At 64.1% G+C, this 14,844-nt stretch carries 17 protein-coding genes; 8 read left to right on the top strand and 9 right to left on the bottom strand.

What is annotated here, in order from left to right:
- Positions 1 to 23: 23 nt before the first annotated feature.
- Both AKN83_RS13970 and AKN83_RS13965 read right to left on the bottom strand, forming a co-directional pair.
- Positions 24 to 446, bottom strand: a complete 423-nt coding sequence (locus tag AKN83_RS13970) for a VOC family protein (protein ID WP_050401722.1) — start codon at positions 444 to 446, stop codon at positions 24 to 26.
- Positions 447 to 562: 116 nt separating this feature from the next.
- On the bottom strand, positions 563 to 1,579 hold the full coding sequence (locus tag AKN83_RS13965; RefSeq protein WP_050401705.1) for an alpha/beta hydrolase: 1,017 nt from the start codon (positions 1,577 to 1,579) through the stop codon (positions 563 to 565).
- 215 nt (positions 1,580 to 1,794) lie between these two features.
- On the opposite strand from AKN83_RS13965, the gene AKN83_RS13960 reads away from it, so the two are divergent.
- A complete protein-coding gene (locus AKN83_RS13960; protein WP_050401704.1) occupies positions 1,795 to 3,321 on the top strand; it encodes an amidohydrolase family protein in 1,527 nt (508 codons plus the stop codon).
- Positions 3,322 to 3,441: 120 nt separating this feature from the next.
- Here AKN83_RS13960 and AKN83_RS13955 read toward each other — a convergent pair whose 3' ends face one another.
- Together AKN83_RS13955 and AKN83_RS13950 are read right to left on the bottom strand one after the other, a co-directional pair.
- Positions 3,442 to 4,179, bottom strand: a complete 738-nt coding sequence (locus tag AKN83_RS13955) for an enoyl-CoA hydratase/isomerase family protein (protein ID WP_050401703.1) — start codon at positions 4,177 to 4,179, stop codon at positions 3,442 to 3,444.
- Between the two features lie 154 nt (positions 4,180 to 4,333).
- Entirely contained in the window at positions 4,334 to 4,852 is a 519-nt protein-coding gene (locus AKN83_RS13950; RefSeq protein WP_016846211.1) for a cupin domain-containing protein, read from the bottom strand.
- A gap of 147 nt (positions 4,853 to 4,999) precedes the next feature.
- Here AKN83_RS13950 and AKN83_RS13945 point away from each other — a divergent pair, with 147 nt between their 5' ends.
- On the top strand, positions 5,000 to 5,203 hold the full coding sequence (locus AKN83_RS13945; protein WP_050401702.1) for a CsbD family protein: 204 nt from the start codon (positions 5,000 to 5,002) through the stop codon (positions 5,201 to 5,203).
- Positions 5,204 to 5,259: 56 nt separating this feature from the next.
- On the opposite strand, the gene AKN83_RS13940 is transcribed toward AKN83_RS13945, so the two are convergent.
- Genes AKN83_RS13940 through ggt form a run of 3 tightly spaced genes read right to left on the bottom strand, consistent with a single transcriptional unit; the run spans position 5,260 to position 8,394 of the window.
- Positions 5,260 to 6,267: a D-2-hydroxyacid dehydrogenase family protein gene (locus AKN83_RS13940; RefSeq protein ID WP_050401701.1), complete on the bottom strand. Its 1,008-nt coding sequence runs from the start codon at positions 6,265 to 6,267 to the stop codon at positions 5,260 to 5,262.
- A gap of 46 nt (positions 6,268 to 6,313) precedes the next feature.
- Positions 6,314 to 6,772 carry an FKBP-type peptidyl-prolyl cis-trans isomerase gene (locus tag AKN83_RS13935; RefSeq protein WP_083992030.1) on the bottom strand — a complete coding sequence of 153 codons (459 nt, stop codon included), beginning with the start codon at positions 6,770 to 6,772 and terminating at the stop codon, positions 6,314 to 6,316.
- A gap of 35 nt (positions 6,773 to 6,807) precedes the next feature.
- Positions 6,808 to 8,394, bottom strand: a complete 1,587-nt coding sequence (gene ggt, locus AKN83_RS13930) for a gamma-glutamyltransferase (RefSeq protein WP_050401699.1) — start codon at positions 8,392 to 8,394, stop codon at positions 6,808 to 6,810.
- A 171-nt stretch (positions 8,395 to 8,565) separates the two neighbouring features.
- Between ggt and trhO the strand changes: the two genes are divergently transcribed.
- Both trhO and AKN83_RS13920 read left to right on the top strand, forming a co-directional pair.
- Positions 8,566 to 9,318 carry an oxygen-dependent tRNA uridine(34) hydroxylase TrhO gene (trhO, locus tag AKN83_RS13925; RefSeq protein WP_050401698.1) on the top strand — a complete coding sequence of 251 codons (753 nt, stop codon included), beginning with the start codon at positions 8,566 to 8,568 and terminating at the stop codon, positions 9,316 to 9,318.
- Entirely contained in the window at positions 9,311 to 9,526 is a 216-nt protein-coding gene (locus AKN83_RS13920; RefSeq protein ID WP_050401697.1) for a SlyX family protein, read from the top strand. Before trhO ends, AKN83_RS13920 begins: the two co-directional genes overlap by 8 nt.
- A gap of 26 nt (positions 9,527 to 9,552) precedes the next feature.
- Here AKN83_RS13920 and AKN83_RS13915 read toward each other — a convergent pair whose 3' ends face one another.
- A complete protein-coding gene (locus tag AKN83_RS13915; RefSeq protein ID WP_244521973.1) occupies positions 9,553 to 10,440 on the bottom strand; it encodes a LysR family transcriptional regulator in 888 nt (295 codons plus the stop codon).
- 396 nt (positions 10,441 to 10,836) lie between these two features.
- On the opposite strand from AKN83_RS13915, the gene AKN83_RS13910 reads away from it, so the two are divergent.
- From AKN83_RS13910 to AKN83_RS13900, 3 genes are read left to right on the top strand one after another with little or no spacing between them, the layout of a single operon-like run.
- Complete coding sequence (locus AKN83_RS13910; RefSeq protein WP_050401695.1) at positions 10,837 to 11,250, top strand: TadE/TadG family type IV pilus assembly protein; 414 nt, start codon at positions 10,837 to 10,839, stop codon at positions 11,248 to 11,250.
- Position 11,251: 1 nt separating this feature from the next.
- On the top strand, positions 11,252 to 12,922 hold the full coding sequence (locus AKN83_RS13905) for a pilus assembly protein TadG-related protein (protein WP_050401694.1): 1,671 nt from the start codon (positions 11,252 to 11,254) through the stop codon (positions 12,920 to 12,922).
- A 55-nt stretch (positions 12,923 to 12,977) separates the two neighbouring features.
- The gene (locus AKN83_RS13900; RefSeq protein WP_244521972.1) at positions 12,978 to 13,268 is read left to right on the top strand and encodes a hypothetical protein; all 291 of its coding nucleotides are present in this window, start codon (positions 12,978 to 12,980) and stop codon (positions 13,266 to 13,268) included.
- A 218-nt stretch (positions 13,269 to 13,486) separates the two neighbouring features.
- Here the strand turns inward: AKN83_RS13900 and AKN83_RS13895 are convergent, their stop codons facing one another.
- A complete protein-coding gene (locus tag AKN83_RS13895) occupies positions 13,487 to 13,672 on the bottom strand; it encodes a hypothetical protein (protein WP_050401692.1) in 186 nt (61 codons plus the stop codon).
- 120 nt (positions 13,673 to 13,792) lie between these two features.
- On the opposite strand from AKN83_RS13895, the gene hemE reads away from it, so the two are divergent.
- Positions 13,793 to 14,839: a uroporphyrinogen decarboxylase gene (gene hemE, locus AKN83_RS13890; RefSeq protein WP_050401721.1), complete on the top strand. Its 1,047-nt coding sequence runs from the start codon at positions 13,793 to 13,795 to the stop codon at positions 14,837 to 14,839.
- Positions 14,840 to 14,844: the final 5 nt, after the last annotated feature.

Genomic DNA, 14,844 nt, shown 5'->3' with positions numbered 1-14,844 from the left:
GTCTCAACGCATCGTGCGGCGGCTCAGGCAGTGGCCGCGGCAGCCTGCGCCTTCGCAGCGGCCTCGAGGTCCATCCACATCACTTCCCAGATGTGCCCATCCGGATCCTCGAAGCTGCGGCCATACATGAAGCCGAAATCCTGCTTCGGCGACGGATCGGCCGTGCCGCCCGCCCCCTTCGCCTTGGTCACGTAGCCGTCGACGGCGTCGCGGTTGTCGGCGGAGAGGCAGACCAGCACTTCGCTCGTGGTCTTGGCGTCGGCGATTGTCTTCGACGTGAACTGCCTGAACTTGTCGTGAGTCAGCAGCATGACGAAGATGGTGTCGGAGATCACCATGCAGGACGCAGTCTCGTCGGAGAATTGCGGATTCCTGGTCGCGCCGATCGCCTCATAGAACGCGGTGGCATGGGCGAGATTGCTGACCGGCAGGTTGACGAAGATCATCTTGGGATTGGCCACGCGAAGAACTCCTGTTGGCGGGTTGTGCCCCGAGGACGAACCGAATAGCCGGATCCCGACATCGCCGCGCAGATTTTTATTGCGGCGTCCTGCCGCAGGCTTCAGGTCACGATCGGCGTTGGCATGGTCAGAAACGCCCGCGTCACATGCCAGAACAGCTCGCGATTGGTCGCCAGCGCGACCGAATGGGCGGTGCCGGGCAGGATGATGAACTGCCGGTCGCCATTCGGCAGCTTGTTGAAGAACTCCTCGAGATCGGGGACTGCTGCGATCCCGTCATATTCACCGCGGACCAGCAGCACCGGCGCCAGCACCTTCTCCGGATGCACCACCGGCAGATTGGCGGTCATGTCGAGATAGGTGCCGGTCGGGACCTGGTCGCCGAACTGCATCTCGACGTCGGCCAACGCTTCCATCACGGCGGGGTCGGACGTGCCCGGCCGGTCGCGGGTCGCGATCGAGCGGATCATGTCGCGGTCGCGTTTGCGCATGTTGTGGCTGCGATAATACGCCAGTTGCTCGGCGCGCTTCGCCAGTGTCGGCGAGCCCTCGCCCTTGTACGTGAAGGCGGCGAACACCAGGCGATCGATCCGCTCGGGCGCGGCCATCGCGAAGGCGCCCGCGCGCAGCGCGCCGGAGGATTCTCCGACGAAGTGATATCTGGCCTGCCCGGTCTCGCGCGCGATCACCTCCACCGCCGCCTTCAGGTCCTCGACCCCGCTCGCGATATCGGCATTACCAGAGGTGCGGCCCGACTTGCCGTAGTTCTCGTGGTCCATGGTCCAGCAATCGAAGCCGTAGCGCGCAAAGACGTTGAGCAGCGAATACTCGCCCTTGCCGGGCACGGTGAGGTCGAATGCCCTCGATGTCACCGACGAGCCGTGGACGAAGAACACCACGGGCCGCGCCGGCTCGCCCGGTTTGGGCGCGCCGATCCGCTTGCGAAACATCCACAGCGGAATGTCACCCTTCTTCGCCCAGTATTCGTTGCTCCATATTTCTCCCTCGGCTGGAACTGCGTTCGCGGCCTGCGCCGGTGCTGCGCCGAGCACACCGGCTGCCGTCGCAACGCCGATGCCGGTGATGATGGTGCGCCGCGAATGATCTGCTGGCATCATGGTTCGCTCCCTTCCGGATTTCTTCGTCCGACCCGGTGCGATCGAGCATAGCAGCGCGCAGGACCGGTTGTGCGAAGCCGGCATATCGCGGCCACAGCTGCGACGCACGATTTTGTGAACACGGTTTCAGGCAATCGGCGCGGACGACGGACGGACTTGGTCCTAGTCTCCGCCGCGGTTCGACCGGAAAAATCCGGCGAGAGCGGGAGCGAAGAATGAGCAGCAATCTCACCGACGAAGAACTTGCCGCCTTGATGCCCTCCGAACTGTGCCAGTACCAGACGCCGATCCCGACCCAGCTCGTCTCCAGCGACGAATTCTATCCCGACCCGCAGAACGAACGTCAGCGCGAGGTCGAGGCACGCCTGCTGGCGATGGCCGACGATCTCGGCGGCAAGCAGGGCCTCGATCGCCGAAAATTCTTCCAGACCGCGGCCGGCATGGCCGCCTCGTTCGTCGCAATGAACCAGGTCTACGGAAATCTGTTCGACGTCACGCCGGCGGAAGCCGCAACGCCGGCAATGGCGCAAGAACGCGCCAACGGCCTGAAAGACCAGTTCATCATGGATATGCACACGCATTTCCTGCGCGACGACACCCGCATCATGGGTTTTGTGGAAATGCGCAAGGCGGTCGGCAAGGCCGGCTGGAACAAGGAGCTCAACGATCACGAGCAGACCATCGAGGATCTGAAGTTCAACAACTACAAGAAGGAGATGTTTCTCGATTCCGACACCAAGATCGCGCTGATCTCCTCGGCGCCGTCGGACATCGAGCAGGACTGGTTCCTGACCAACGAGCAGATGGCGGCCGCGCGCAAGCAGATCAACGACGAGGCCGGCTCGCGCCGCGTGTTCTGTCACGCGATCTTCACGCCGGGCCAGCCGGGCTGGCTCGACAAGCTCGACGCCGCGTTGGCGCTCGGGCCGGAGTCCTGCAAGGGCTACACGATCGGCGACAACACCCACAAGGAAATCAGCCGCTACCCCTGGCGGCTGGATGACGAGAAGGTCGCCTACAAGGGCTATGAGAAGATGGTCAAGGCGGGCATCAAGAATGTCTGCGTCCACAAGGGACTGTTTCCGCCCGGTATCGAGAAGCAATATCCGAACCTGCGCGGCTTCGCCGACGTTGCCGATGTCGGCCAGGCGGCCAAGGACTGGCCGCAGCTCAACTTCGTGATCTACCACTCGGCCTACCGCCATGTCGGCGGCGATCCCAAGGTCGCGCTGGCCGAATTCGAACGCACCGGCCGCATCGCCTGGACTTCCGACCTCGCCGACATCCCGGCGCAGTACGGCGTCAGCAACGTCTACGGCGACGTCGGGCAACTGTTCGCGACCACGCTGGTCGCCGAACCCAATGTCTGCGCCGCGCTGATGGGCACCCTGATCAAGGGCCTCGGCGTCGACCACGTCTGCTGGGGCACCGACGCGTTGTGGACCGGCGCGCCGCAATGGCAGATCGAGGGCCTGCGGCGGCTGGAGATCCCCGAGATGATGCAGAAGAAATTCGGCTACGCGCCGCTCGGGCCTGCCGACGGACCGGTCAAGACGGCGATCTTCGGCGACAACAATGCCCGCCTCTACAACATCCAGCCGAAGCGCGCGATGCGCGACATCAAGGGCGACCGCTTCGCAATGATGAAGGCGCGGTATGAGAAGGCCGGCGTCGAGCCGTCGAACACGCGCTACGGCTATGTGGTGCCGACCGGCGCGATCGATCACCGGGTGTTTGCGTAGGGTCTCACCACCAGCCACTCCGGGGCGACGCGCAGCGTCGAGCCCGGAATCCATTTCGCCGCAGGCCGTGTGGTGGAATGGATTCCGGGCTCTCGCTTCGCGAGCCCCGGAATGACTGCGTCACTTCCCCGTAAACCTCGGCTTGCGCTTCTCGCTGAAGGCCTTTACGCCCTCCTTGAGATCCTCGCTGTCCTTGACTTCATCGAGCAACCGCCGCACGTCGGCTACGGTTTCCAACGGTCCCTTCGGCATCGCTTCGCGGGCGAGCTTCTTCAACGCGCGAACCACCAGCGGTGCATTGCCGGCGATCTTCGCGGCCATCTCCTGCGCCAGCGCGAGGTGCTGACCCTTCGGTGCGACCTTGTTGACGAAGCCGATCTGGAAGGCGCGCTCCGCCGACATTTCCTCGCCGACCAGCAGAAACTCCATCGCGATCTTGTGCGGCATCCGCGCCATCACCGACGAGACACCGCCCGCGGTGGTGCCGATCTTTCCCTCCGGATAGATGAAGCGCGTTGTCTCGGACGCGACGCACAGATCGGCCATCTGCACCAGAACGAAGGCGCCGCCCACGACCCAGCCAGAGGTCGCTGCTATCACCGGCTTGTCGAGCTCGACGCCGAGGCCGGGCACCGCGTGCCACATGTTGACGGGAAGGTCGGCCACGTCGGCGCCGACCGAGAAATACTTCTCCTCCGCGGAGGCAAGTACCGCGACACGATCCTCGCTGTCGCGGAAGCGCAGCCAGGCATCACGCAACTCCGTGCACAACGCGTTGTTGAGCGCATTGTGCTTCTCGCTTCGGTTCATCGTGATGGTCGCGACGTGGTCGGCGCTCTCGTAGCGAACGAGCGTCATGCTGACCTCCTCCCTGCATTGTCATTCCGGGCCGACGCGCAGCGTCGAACCCGGAGTCCATTCATCCGTCAACGCTGCGGCTCGATAGATTCCGGGCTCTCGCTTCGCGAGCCCTCAGGTGCGCAATTGCGCACCGGGGAATGACCAGACTCCATCATTTCTTCTCGTCGGGATGCCGGTGCACCGGATCGACCCAGAGCACGTTCTCCGGCTTCTCGACCGGCTCGATATCGAGATTGATCGCGACCGCCTCGCCGTCGGAGCGCACCAGCACGCATTCCAGCACCTCGTCGGGACTGGCGTTGATCTCCTGATGCGGCACATAAGGCGGCACGAAGATGAAATCGCCGGGACCAGCTTCGGCGGTGAATTGCAGCTTCTCGCCCCAACGCATCCGCGCCTTGCCCTTCACGACATAGATGATGCTTTCGAGATGACCGTGATGATGCGCGCCGGTCTTGGCGTCCGGCTTGATGCTGACGGTGCCTGCCCACAATTTCTGCGCGCCGACCCGGGCGAAGTTAATCGCGGCCTTGCGGTCCATGCCGGCGGTCGACGGCACATTCGGATCGAGCTGGTTACCCGGAATCACCCGGACGCCGTCGTGCTTCCAGCGCTCGTCGTCGTGATGATGATGGTCGTGGGAATGGGTGTGATCGTGGGAACCGCTCATCGTACTTGCTTTCGTTGGTCGAGTTTGCGTGCGTGGAACGCTACCGAAAAGCATGCGCGCAGGCGAGCGGAAAATCGGAACGTTGCCAAATCGGAACATCGCCATGTGCCGGCGCGTTGTCTCAGCATATTCCGAAGGAGTAATTTCATGAGTGGCACAACCGACAAGATCCAGGGCACCGCCAACGAGGCGATCGGCAGGTTCAAGCGGCATCTTGGCAAGGTCACCGGCTCTCCAGCGATGCAGGGCAGAGGCGCGATTCTGCAGGCCAAGGGCAAGGGACAGAAGGCACTCGGCGGCATCAAGAGGATCGTCGGCAGGGTGACCGCAGCGGCTCGCTGGCCTCGCTGAACGAGAGATGACTTGGCCGCCCATCGAGCCGGCCGCTCGATCATGAGCGATGCCGGTCAGCCGCGCGGACGCGGATGTGCCAGCACATCCGGATGTGCCAGCACATCCGGATTGACAACATTGGTCGGCGTACCGACCGCGTAAGCCAAAATCTGATCGAAGATATCGGTGAACTGGATCTCGTATTCGTCGCGCGAGACGTAGCCGAGATGCGGCGTGCAGACCACATTGTCCATGTTGAGCAACGGGTCCGTGGTGTCGCGCAGCGGCTCCTTCTCGTAGACGTCGATCGCGGCCATGCCGGGCCGGCCGACGTTGAGCGCGTTGACCAGCGCGCCCGGCTCGATCAGCGGCGCACGGCTGGTATTGACGATCAGCGCGGTCGGCTTCATCCGCGCGAGATCCTCCGCCTTGACGATGCCGCGCGTCGCGTCGACTAGCCGCATATGCAGCGACAGCACGTCGCAGCGCGCAAAGAAGTCCGCCTTGCTAGCGGCGGTCTCGTAGCCGTCAGCGCGTGCCTTCGCCAGCGCCGGCTCGCGCGCCCAGACCAGCACGTTCATGCCGAACGCCCTGCCGTAGCCCGCGACCACGGCGCCGATACGGCCGTAGCCGTAGATGCCGAGCGTCTTGCCGCGCAACGTATGGCCGACGCCGCTCTGCCATTTGCCCGCCTTCAACGCCGCCATCTGTTGCGGGATCGCGCGCATCGCGGCGAGGATCAGGCCCCAGGTGAACTCGGCGGTGGCGTAGGACGGCGTATCCGCGTGCTGACTCGACGACACGATGATCCCGAGCCGCGTGCAGGCATCGATGTCGATATGCGGATAGACGCTGCGCTGGCTGATCAGCTTCAACTTCGGCAGCCGTTCCAGCAGCGGGGTGCGGATCTGGGTGCGCTCGCGGATCAGCACCAGCGCCTCGGTGTCGCGCAGCCGTTCGGCGAGCGCATCGACGTCCTGGACATGGTCATTCCAGATCGTGACGTCGTAGCCGTCGAGCTTGCGGAAGCAATCGAGGGTGCGCAGCGTGTCGAAATAATCGTCGAGGATCGAGATCTTCATCGCTGCGCCCCTCTTGTCGTGGGCCGACTAACTGACGGCCAGTGGCTTACTTTACACCCAGCAGCTCGACATCGAACATCAGCGTGGCGTTCGGCGGGATCACGCCGCCGGCGCCGCGCGCGCCATAGCCGAGGTTCGGCGGGATGATCAGCGTGCGCTTGCCGCCGACCTTCATGGTGGCGACGCCCTCGTCCCACCCCTTGATCACGCGACCCTGGCCGATCGGAAACTCGAACGGCTCATTGCGGTCGACGGAGGAGTCGAATTTCTTGCCCTTCTGGCCGTTCTCGTAGAGCCAGCCGGTGTAGTGCATGACGCAGGTCTGGCCGGTCTTCGGCGAGGCGCCGGTGCCGACCTGGCTGTCGATGATCTGGAGGCCTGAAGCTGTGGTCATGGGCTTTCCTGCAGTTTGAGCCATTGCCGTCTCGCCGGCAACGGACGTGGAGACTGCCGCCGCAAGGCCGGCAAACGCAGTCTTGATGATCGCTCGTCGTGAAGATTGCATCCTGGACGTCCTTCCCTGATTGATATCGATCGCGATCAGTAGCCGAGCGCGCAGCCGTCCTTGCGCGGATCGGAGCCGCCGGTCAGCGTGCCCTTGTCCCAATCGATCCAGATCCCCTGCCCGCCGCCGAGCGGCGCGACCACGCTGGTGGTCTTGTGGCCGATCTTCTTCAGGCCCTCGACGATCTCCGCCGGCACGGAGTCCTCGAGCTGGTAGACGCCCTCGTAATGCAGGCCGCGCGGCATGTCGATCGCTTCCTGGATATCGCAACCATAGTCGAGCATGTTGGTCAGCACGTGAGTCTGGCCGACCGGCTGATACTGCCCGCCCATCACGCCATACGGCATCACGGCACGGCCGTTCCGGGTGGCCAGCGCCGGGATGATGGTGTGCAGCGGGCGCTTGCCCGGCGCGATGCAGTTCGGATGGCCGGGCTGGATGCGGAAGCCGCCGGCGCGGTTCTGCAGCAATACGCCGGTCTTGTTGGAGACGATCGCCGAGCCGAACGAGTGCGCGATCGAGTTGATGAAGGAGCAGACGTTGCGGTCCTTGTCGACCACCGTGATGTAGACGGTCGAGGGGTTCATCGGCGGGGCGACGTTCGGCAGTTCGAGCAGCCGGTCCGTCCGGATGTTCCTGATGTGCTCGTCGGCGAACTCCTTGGAGAGGATGCCGGCGACGTCGACATGGGCGTGCTGGGGATCGGCGATATGCTGCTCGCGCATCATATAGGCGATGCGCGCCGCCTCGGCCTCGAGGTGGAAGCGCTCGACGCTGAGCGGCTTGAACTTGGTCAGGTCGAAGCGCGAGAGGATGTTGAGCATCACCAGCATGGTGATGCCGGGGCCGTTCGGCGGGCACTGCCAGACGTCGTAGCCCTTGTACATCGTGCCGATCGGCGCAGTCGTCTCGGTCGAGTGCGCGGCAAAGTCCTCCAGCGTGTGCAGGCCGCCGATGCCGCGCAGCGTGTCGACCATGTCGGCGGCGATCTCGCCGCTATAGAAGGCATCGCGGCCCTTTTGCGCGATGGCGCGCAGCGTCTTGCCGAGCTCGGGCTGGCGGATCACGTCGCCGGCAACCGCAGGCTTGCCGTGCGGCAGCAGATAGCGCTCGGTGTTGGTGCCATTCTTCAGCTTCTCGAAACCGTTCTTCCAGTCGAAGGCGATGCGCGGCGCGACCACGTAACCCTCTTCGGCGGCCCTGATTGCCGGCTGCAGCAGCCGGTCGAAGCCGAACTTGCCGTGATCCCGGAGGATCACGTCCCAGGCATCGACCGCGCCGGGGACGCTGACGGCATGCGCCGAGGTGAGCGGCACCGAATGGATCTTGCGTTCGAGATACCACTCGGCGGTGGCTGCCATCGGCGCCCGGCCACTGCCGTTATATGCCGTGATCTTGCCCTCGCCCTTCGGCTGGATCAGCGCGAAGCAGTCGCCGCCTATGCCGGTCGATTGTGGCTCGATGACGCCGAGCAGCGCGCAGGCCGCAACCGCAGCGTCGGCGGCCGTCCCGCCCTCGCGCATCACCTCGATGGCGACCAGGGCTGCCTCCGGATGCGACGTCGCGACCATCGCGTTCTGGGCGTGGACCGTGGAACGGCCGGCGAAGTGGAAATTCCTCATAACGGAGAGCTCGCTTGATCGTGATGGTCTGATGCTGCTGCGTGCGTGGACGCGACGTACATGGCATATTCATCCCCGGCAGGGCAATGCATGGTATGCCAGAGGAATTATCCCGATAATGCATGGCTTTGCGGGGTTTCGCCGATCTGCCCGGCCTGATAAACCCCGGCCATGCCCCTCAAGGTCGCCGCCTTCTACCAGTTCGCCGCACTGCCCGACTTCCGCGCATTGCGCGAGCCACTGCGCACGCTCTGCGCCAACCTTGATCTCAAGGGCAGCGTGCTGCTCGCGCATGAGGGCATCAACGGCACCATCGCCGGCAGCGACGAAGCCGTCGATGGCTTCGTCGCTGAGCTCAGGCACGGATCGCTGTTCGGCGGCCGCCTCGACAATCTCGAGCTGAAATTCTCCGAAGCCGCGCAGATGCCGTTTCAGCGGCTCAAGGTGCGGCTGAAGAAGGAGATCGTGACGCTCGGCGACACCACGGTCGATCCGACGCGGCAGGTCGGGACCTATGTCGACGCCGCGGACTGGAACGAACTCATCGCCTCGCCCGACATCATGGTGCTCGACACCCGCAACGCGTTCGAGGTCGCGATGGGCAGTTTCGAAGGCGCGGTCGATCCCAAGATCGCGAGCTTCGGGCAATTCAAGGAATTTGCCGCACGGCAGCTCGATCCCGCGAAGCACCGCCGGATTGCGATGTTCTGCACCGGCGGCATCCGCTGCGAGAAGGCCAGCGCCTATCTGCTCGCGCAAGGCTTCAGCGAGGTCTATCACCTCAAGGGCGGCATCCTGAAATATCTCGAGGAAACCCCGCGGCAGGATAGCCGCTGGCGCGGCGACTGCTTTGTGTTCGACGAACGGGTCGCGCTCGGTCACGGCCTGCGTGAACGTGGCCGCGAGGACGCCGTGCATGAATGACGCGGCAAAGCTGAGCGAGCGGATCGATGCGCTGGAGGTCCGCCTGACCTACCAGGACGAGGCCATCGAGACGCTGAACCAGACCATCACGGCGCAATGGAAGCAGATCGACGCACTGACGCGGCAGCTCGCCGAGCTGCGCGACCGGCTTCAGGAAGCCGAACGCCAGGCGCCGGGCCCCGCCAACGAGCGCCCACCGCACTACTGATCGGTGCCGCCCGGCGCGGCACCGGATTACATGTTGCTCACCTGGCGCATCGGCTTCGCGCCGCTGAAGAACAGGCTGGACAGGCGCTGCACCATCGCCGTCGCGCGGCTTCCCTCGAGGCCCGGGCGAACACACAGCAGGCGCTTCTGCATCGGAAGCTCCGGAAGATAGTAGTCCTTCGCCGAAATCAGCGAGGACGGGATCATCCGCTCGGGGCACGCCGTCAGGCCGTATCCGGCCCGTGCTGCGTCAAGTCGCAATTGGTAGTTCGGGCTCCTGAACACGATCTTGTAAGAGATGTTGTGCTTGGCGAGCGTCCGGATCATCCAGTCGTCACCCGGCCACGCCAGTATCGGAATCGGGGCGCCCGGCCGCAGCACAAAATCGCGTGATCGTACCCACACCGAGCGCTCGTCGGCCTCGGCGGCGATCGTCACTTCATCTTCGTTCTCCAGCGAAGGGTTGCTGTAGACGAAGGCGATGTCGATGTAGCCGTCGATCAATCCCCTGATGACGATCGGCGACATGTCGGCGTGAACCAGCACGTCAGCGAGTGCGTCGGCCGGATGCAACTTGAGGAACTCCTCGGCCAGCAAGGCGCTTATTCCGAGCCGCAACGGCTGCGGTCCTTCATGATTGCCGCCGAGCCGAAGCAGTTGATCGTTCGCTTCGAGGATTCGCCTTGCCTGCTGCACGGCAACCTTGCCGAGTTCGGTCGTGGTGGTGCCGTTGGCAGTCCTGACGAAGAGCGCCCCGCCGACCAGGCTCTGCAGTCGCTTCACCTGCGAACTGATCGCCGGCTGACTGAGGCCGAGGCGCTCGCCGGCCTTCGATAGACTTCCGGTCTCTGCGATCGCAACGACCGTGCGAACGATCTCCGTAGGAATATTCAAATGCTGACGTGGCCTGTGCATCGCGAGCCCTCCAGTTTCAGCACGGGGCGCAACTACGTTCTCCATTATGCGATTCAGCTATACTAACATTTGGTTGCACTTTCCTTTAGGTTCAATTTGCCGCGATAGTGCAATAACTGCTCGGTATATGTATTGTTACGTGCATTTCCGCGTAGTGCTACGGTATCAGACGACTGCATCTGCATACGCGCGCAGCACTTCAACACCGTCAGACCCCGGGTTTCTGCGGACACGTCATCAAAGATTCTGATCGCCCCATAACGCATCGAGCACCCAATCAGTTTGAACGCTCCTATTCATCTGAATTGACGTCACTGATTCGCGGAAGCGTTTTCATAGTTTTCCTTAATCAAAGCCTCGCAACGTGGCGCCCTGGCCTGCGTTTCGAGGTGTGCAATGACCCGGTTCCTTCGCTGTCGAAGCGGCGCTTCTGCTGTTGAATTTGCGCTAATGCTGCCGCTGTTTCTCGCCTTCATTTTCGGCATCATCGTATTCGGTTCCTATCTCGCGATGGTGCATGGCGTCCAGCAACTCGCCGCCGAAGCGGCGCGGTCGTCGATCGCCGGAATGACCGACACTGAACGCAACAGCCTCGCGACGAGCTACGTCACCGCCAACGCATCGACCTACCCGCTGCTGGTGGCCAGCAATCTCACCGTCAGTGCCGCGCCGTCCCCCGCGAATGCCAACGTCTACGTCGTGACGGTCAACTACAACGCGGCCGGCAACTTCATCTACAAGCTGCCTTTCGTCCCCGCTCCGGCGAGCACCATCGTCCGTTCCGCGGCGATTCAGTACGGGGGATTCTAGCATGAGCGGCATCCTCATGCTGGTGCGGCGCTTCGGCGCCGACGAACGAGGGAACTTCGCGATGATCTCGGCCGGCCTGATGACGCTCCTGATCGGGTGCGCCGGCCTTGCCATCGATCTCGGCACGATCTTCGCCGACCGGCGCAAGACCCAGAGCACCGCGGACCTCGCCGCGATCGTCGCCGCCGCCAACCTGAGCAACCCGGTCAACGCTGCCACCGCGACGGTGACGCAGAACAACTATCCGGCCAGCGCGCTGGTCAAGGTCGAGACAGGGACCTACACCGCAGACAAGACCATCGCGCCGCAATCCCGTTTCGTGACCCCCGCGGTGGGCATTCCGAACGCTGCGCGCGTCACGCTGACGACCAAGACCCCGCTCTATTTCGCACGTTACATCACAGGCGCGAGCAGCTTCAACATCACGACCACCGCCACCGCGACGTCGACCGAAATGGCCACGTTCGCGATCGGATCGCGCCTGCTCTCGGTCAACGGCGGGGCGCTCAACGCGCTGCTCGGCGCCATGCTCGGCACCACGCTGTCGCTCTCGGTGATGGACTATAATGCGCTGATCAGCGCCAAGATCGACGCGCTGGACTTCCTGTCGGCGCTCGCAACCCGGGTCAACCTGACCGGCGTCACCTATAGCGACCTCCTGAGCAGCAACATCAAGGTCGGCGACATCATGGCGGCGGCGTTGAACACACAGCAGATCACCAACGGCGCGAACGCAGCAACGACCGCGCTGTCGACGATCTCCCAGGCTCTCACCGGCTCCTCAGCCAAGATTTCGCCGGGCACCCTGATCGATCTCGGCCCGTTCGCCAACCTGACGGTAGGGCAGAAACCCAAGGTCGGCGCCAGCGTCTCGGTGTTCGACCTCATCAACACGGTGGCGCAGATCGCCAATGGCAGCAATCAGATCGCCACCTCGATCAATCTCGGCCTGCCCGGCATCGCCAACGTGTCCGTGATCGCAACGATCGGCGAGCGTCCGGTCGGCTCGAGCTGGATCGCGATGGGCACCCAGGGTGTGAGCGTCCACACCGCGCAGACCAGGATCCTGGCGACGATCAACGTGCTCGGCTCCGGCAGCGTTTCCGCGATCAACCTCCCGGTCTATGTCGAGGTCGCCTCGGGCACCGCGACGCTCAACGCGGTGTCGTGCGGCCATCCGAACATCAACACCTCGCAGGTCACGATCGGCGTGACGCCGGGGATCGTCGATGCCTGGATCGGCAACGTCACGGTTGCCGACATGACCAACTTCACGACCAAGCCCAATCCACCGCCGGCGATGCTGGTCAATCTCGGCCTCATCACCGTCACCGGCCTTGCCCATGCCGGCATGGGCAACACCACGCCGACCAACGTCAATTTCAGCTACAGCGACATCCAGTCGGGCACGAAGAAGACGGTGACGACGACGAACTTCCTCACCTCGCTCACGTCAACCCTGCTCGGCGACCTCTCGCTCACCATCAATGTCGGCCCGCTCGGGCTTCCGATTCCAGGACTGGGCGCGCTCGTCATGGGTATCCTCAATGCCGTGACGAGCCCGATCGATCAGGTGCTGGCGACGCTGCTCTCGACGCTCGGCATCGGGCTCGGCCAGGTCGACGTCTGGGTGCTGGGCATTCGTTGCGACGGCGCGGTGCTGGTGAACTAGGGCATTCTCCGGGGAACGATCGCGAGCGGGCATCACATCGGGATAGGAGACTGCCGTGAGCGCAACAATAAAAAGATACAAGATCGACAGCCAGCGAACCGTCCTGATGAAGCGCGGAACGATCTTCTTCCGCAACACCAGCGTCGGATGCCTTGTGCTCAACATCTCGACCGGCGGCGCGGGGCTGGCGGTGGAAAGCGACGTCGCGCTTCCGTTCGCGTTCGATCTCAAGATCGAGAGCGAACCGATCCGGCGGCACTGCATTCAGGTCTGGCGGCTGGAGCGCCGGCTCGGCGTGACCTTCGAATTCGACCGGGTGCAGCGGCCAGAAGGCGGCCCGGTCTAGCCTTCCGTCACGATATCCGGGCGGCTTCGCTGATCGAGGCCGCCCGCAAGCGTGTCAAGCGTGCAGCGTCAGCCACAAGCTCACGGCAATTGCAGCCACGACGATCCCGCTCCATACCACCGGCGCGGCGCGCTTCGAGCTACCGCTGCGCGGCGAGTCGTTCTTCGCATGATTGAACTCATTTCGCATCGTGGTTAGCAACCGCTGGGAAATACCAGCTAATTGTCCCGATTGCCGTCGTGCTTCGTCGGTGCGGGCTGCGTGACGCTGACCGGGTCGGAGGCTGGGAAGGTATCCTCCAGTCCTTCCTTCAGCCGGGAGTGCGCCTTGCGGTCGGCAGCCTGCGCCTCGTGCGGCTTCTCGGCATGCTTGTCATGCGCGGCTGGATCGAATTTTTCGGCCATGTCGTCCCTCCATCTCCTGGACAACGCGCCCACGCAAAGGAGGGTTCCAGAACCGCCTTGGCGCATTGCGCCGCAGCGTGTATCAGGGGCCAAATCTTGACCGTGACCAGGAACTTTCGCGTGCCCCAGGACCCCATCAAGCAGCCGCTCATCGACCTCCTGTCGGGCCACCGCCAGGCCGTGCCGCCGCTCTGGATGATGCGGCAGGCCGGCCGCTATCTGCCGGAATATCGCGAACTGCGCGCCAAGGCCGGCGGCTTCCTCGACCTCTGCTTCACGCCCGAATTCGCCACCGAGATCACGCTGCAGCCGATCCGCCGGTTCAACTTCGACGCCGCGATCATCTTCTCCGACATCCTGGTGATCCCCTACGCGCTCGGCCGTTCGGTGCGCTTCGAGGCCGGCGAAGGGCCGCGGCTCGATCCGCTGGCAACGCCCGGCGAGATCGCGACGCTGGAGACAAAGGCCAATTTCGACCAGCTCGAGCCGGTCTTTGAAACCGTGCGCCGCGTCCGGCGCGAGCTTGCGCCCGAGATCGCGCTGATCGGCTTCTGCGGCGCGCCGTGGACGGTTGCGACCTACATGGTGGCCGGACAGGGCACGCCGGACCAGGCGCCGGCGCGGATGCTCGCCTACCGCCATCCGGACGCGTTCGCTGGGATCATCGACGTCCTGGTCGAGAATTCGATCCATTATCTCGTCGGCCAGCTCAAGGCCGGCGCCGACTGCCTGCAGATCTTCGACACCTGGGCCGGCGTGCTGCCGCCCCGCGAGTTCGCCCGCTGGTCGATCGAGCCGACGAAGCGCATCGTTGCGGGGGTGCGCGAGCAGGTCCCCGGTGCCCGGATCATCGGCTTTCCGCGCGGCGCGGCCGGTATGCTGCCGGCCTATGTCGAGCAGACCGGCGTCGATGCCGTGTCGATCGATTGGGCCACCGAGCCGTCGATGATCCGCGAGCGGGTGCAGAGCCGCGTCGCCGTGCAGGGCAATCTCGATCCGCTGGCCCTGATTGCCGGCGGCGCCGCGCTCGACCGCGCGGTGGACGATGTGCTGGAGAATTTCGGCCGCGGCCGGCTGATCTTCAACCTCGGCCACGGCATCCTGCAGGAGACGCCGATCGCCCATGTCGAGCAGATGGTCGCACGGGTGCGCGCGTATAAGGGCTGAGGCCT

Origin of the sequence: Bradyrhizobium embrapense (assembly GCF_001189235.2) — a bacterium.
GTDB classification, from domain to species: Bacteria; Pseudomonadota; Alphaproteobacteria; order Rhizobiales; family Xanthobacteraceae; genus Bradyrhizobium; species Bradyrhizobium embrapense.
Note: the sequence above shows the minus strand (reverse complement) of the source record. Positions and strands in the feature narration are given on the sequence as shown.

Bases quoted from the DNA above. Each gene is read 5' to 3' on its own strand.
- AKN83_RS13970 (WP_050401722.1), bottom strand. From the start codon at position 446: ATGATCTTCGTCAACCTGCCGGTCAGCAATCTCGCCCATGCCACCGCG.
- AKN83_RS13965 (WP_050401705.1), bottom strand. From the start codon at position 1,579: ATGATGCCAGCAGATCATTCGCGGCGCACCATCATCACCGGCATCGGC.
- AKN83_RS13960 (WP_050401704.1), top strand. From the start codon at position 1,795: ATGAGCAGCAATCTCACCGACGAAGAACTTGCCGCCTTGATGCCCTCC.
- AKN83_RS13955 (WP_050401703.1), bottom strand. From the start codon at position 4,179: ATGACGCTCGTTCGCTACGAGAGCGCCGACCACGTCGCGACCATCACG.
- AKN83_RS13950 (WP_016846211.1), bottom strand. From the start codon at position 4,852: ATGAGCGGTTCCCACGATCACACCCATTCCCACGACCATCATCATCAC.
- AKN83_RS13945 (WP_050401702.1), top strand. From the start codon at position 5,000: ATGAGTGGCACAACCGACAAGATCCAGGGCACCGCCAACGAGGCGATC.
- AKN83_RS13940 (WP_050401701.1), bottom strand. From the start codon at position 6,267: ATGAAGATCTCGATCCTCGACGATTATTTCGACACGCTGCGCACCCTC.
- AKN83_RS13935 (WP_083992030.1), bottom strand. From the start codon at position 6,772: ATGCAATCTTCACGACGAGCGATCATCAAGACTGCGTTTGCCGGCCTT.
- ggt (WP_050401699.1), bottom strand. From the start codon at position 8,394: ATGAGGAATTTCCACTTCGCCGGCCGTTCCACGGTCCACGCCCAGAAC.
- trhO (WP_050401698.1), top strand. From the start codon at position 8,566: ATGCCCCTCAAGGTCGCCGCCTTCTACCAGTTCGCCGCACTGCCCGAC.
- AKN83_RS13920 (WP_050401697.1), top strand. From the start codon at position 9,311: ATGAATGACGCGGCAAAGCTGAGCGAGCGGATCGATGCGCTGGAGGTC.
- AKN83_RS13915 (WP_244521973.1), bottom strand. From the start codon at position 10,440: ATGCACAGGCCACGTCAGCATTTGAATATTCCTACGGAGATCGTTCGC.
- AKN83_RS13910 (WP_050401695.1), top strand. From the start codon at position 10,837: ATGACCCGGTTCCTTCGCTGTCGAAGCGGCGCTTCTGCTGTTGAATTT.
- AKN83_RS13905 (WP_050401694.1), top strand. From the start codon at position 11,252: ATGAGCGGCATCCTCATGCTGGTGCGGCGCTTCGGCGCCGACGAACGA.
- AKN83_RS13895 (WP_050401692.1), bottom strand. From the start codon at position 13,672: ATGGCCGAAAAATTCGATCCAGCCGCGCATGACAAGCATGCCGAGAAG.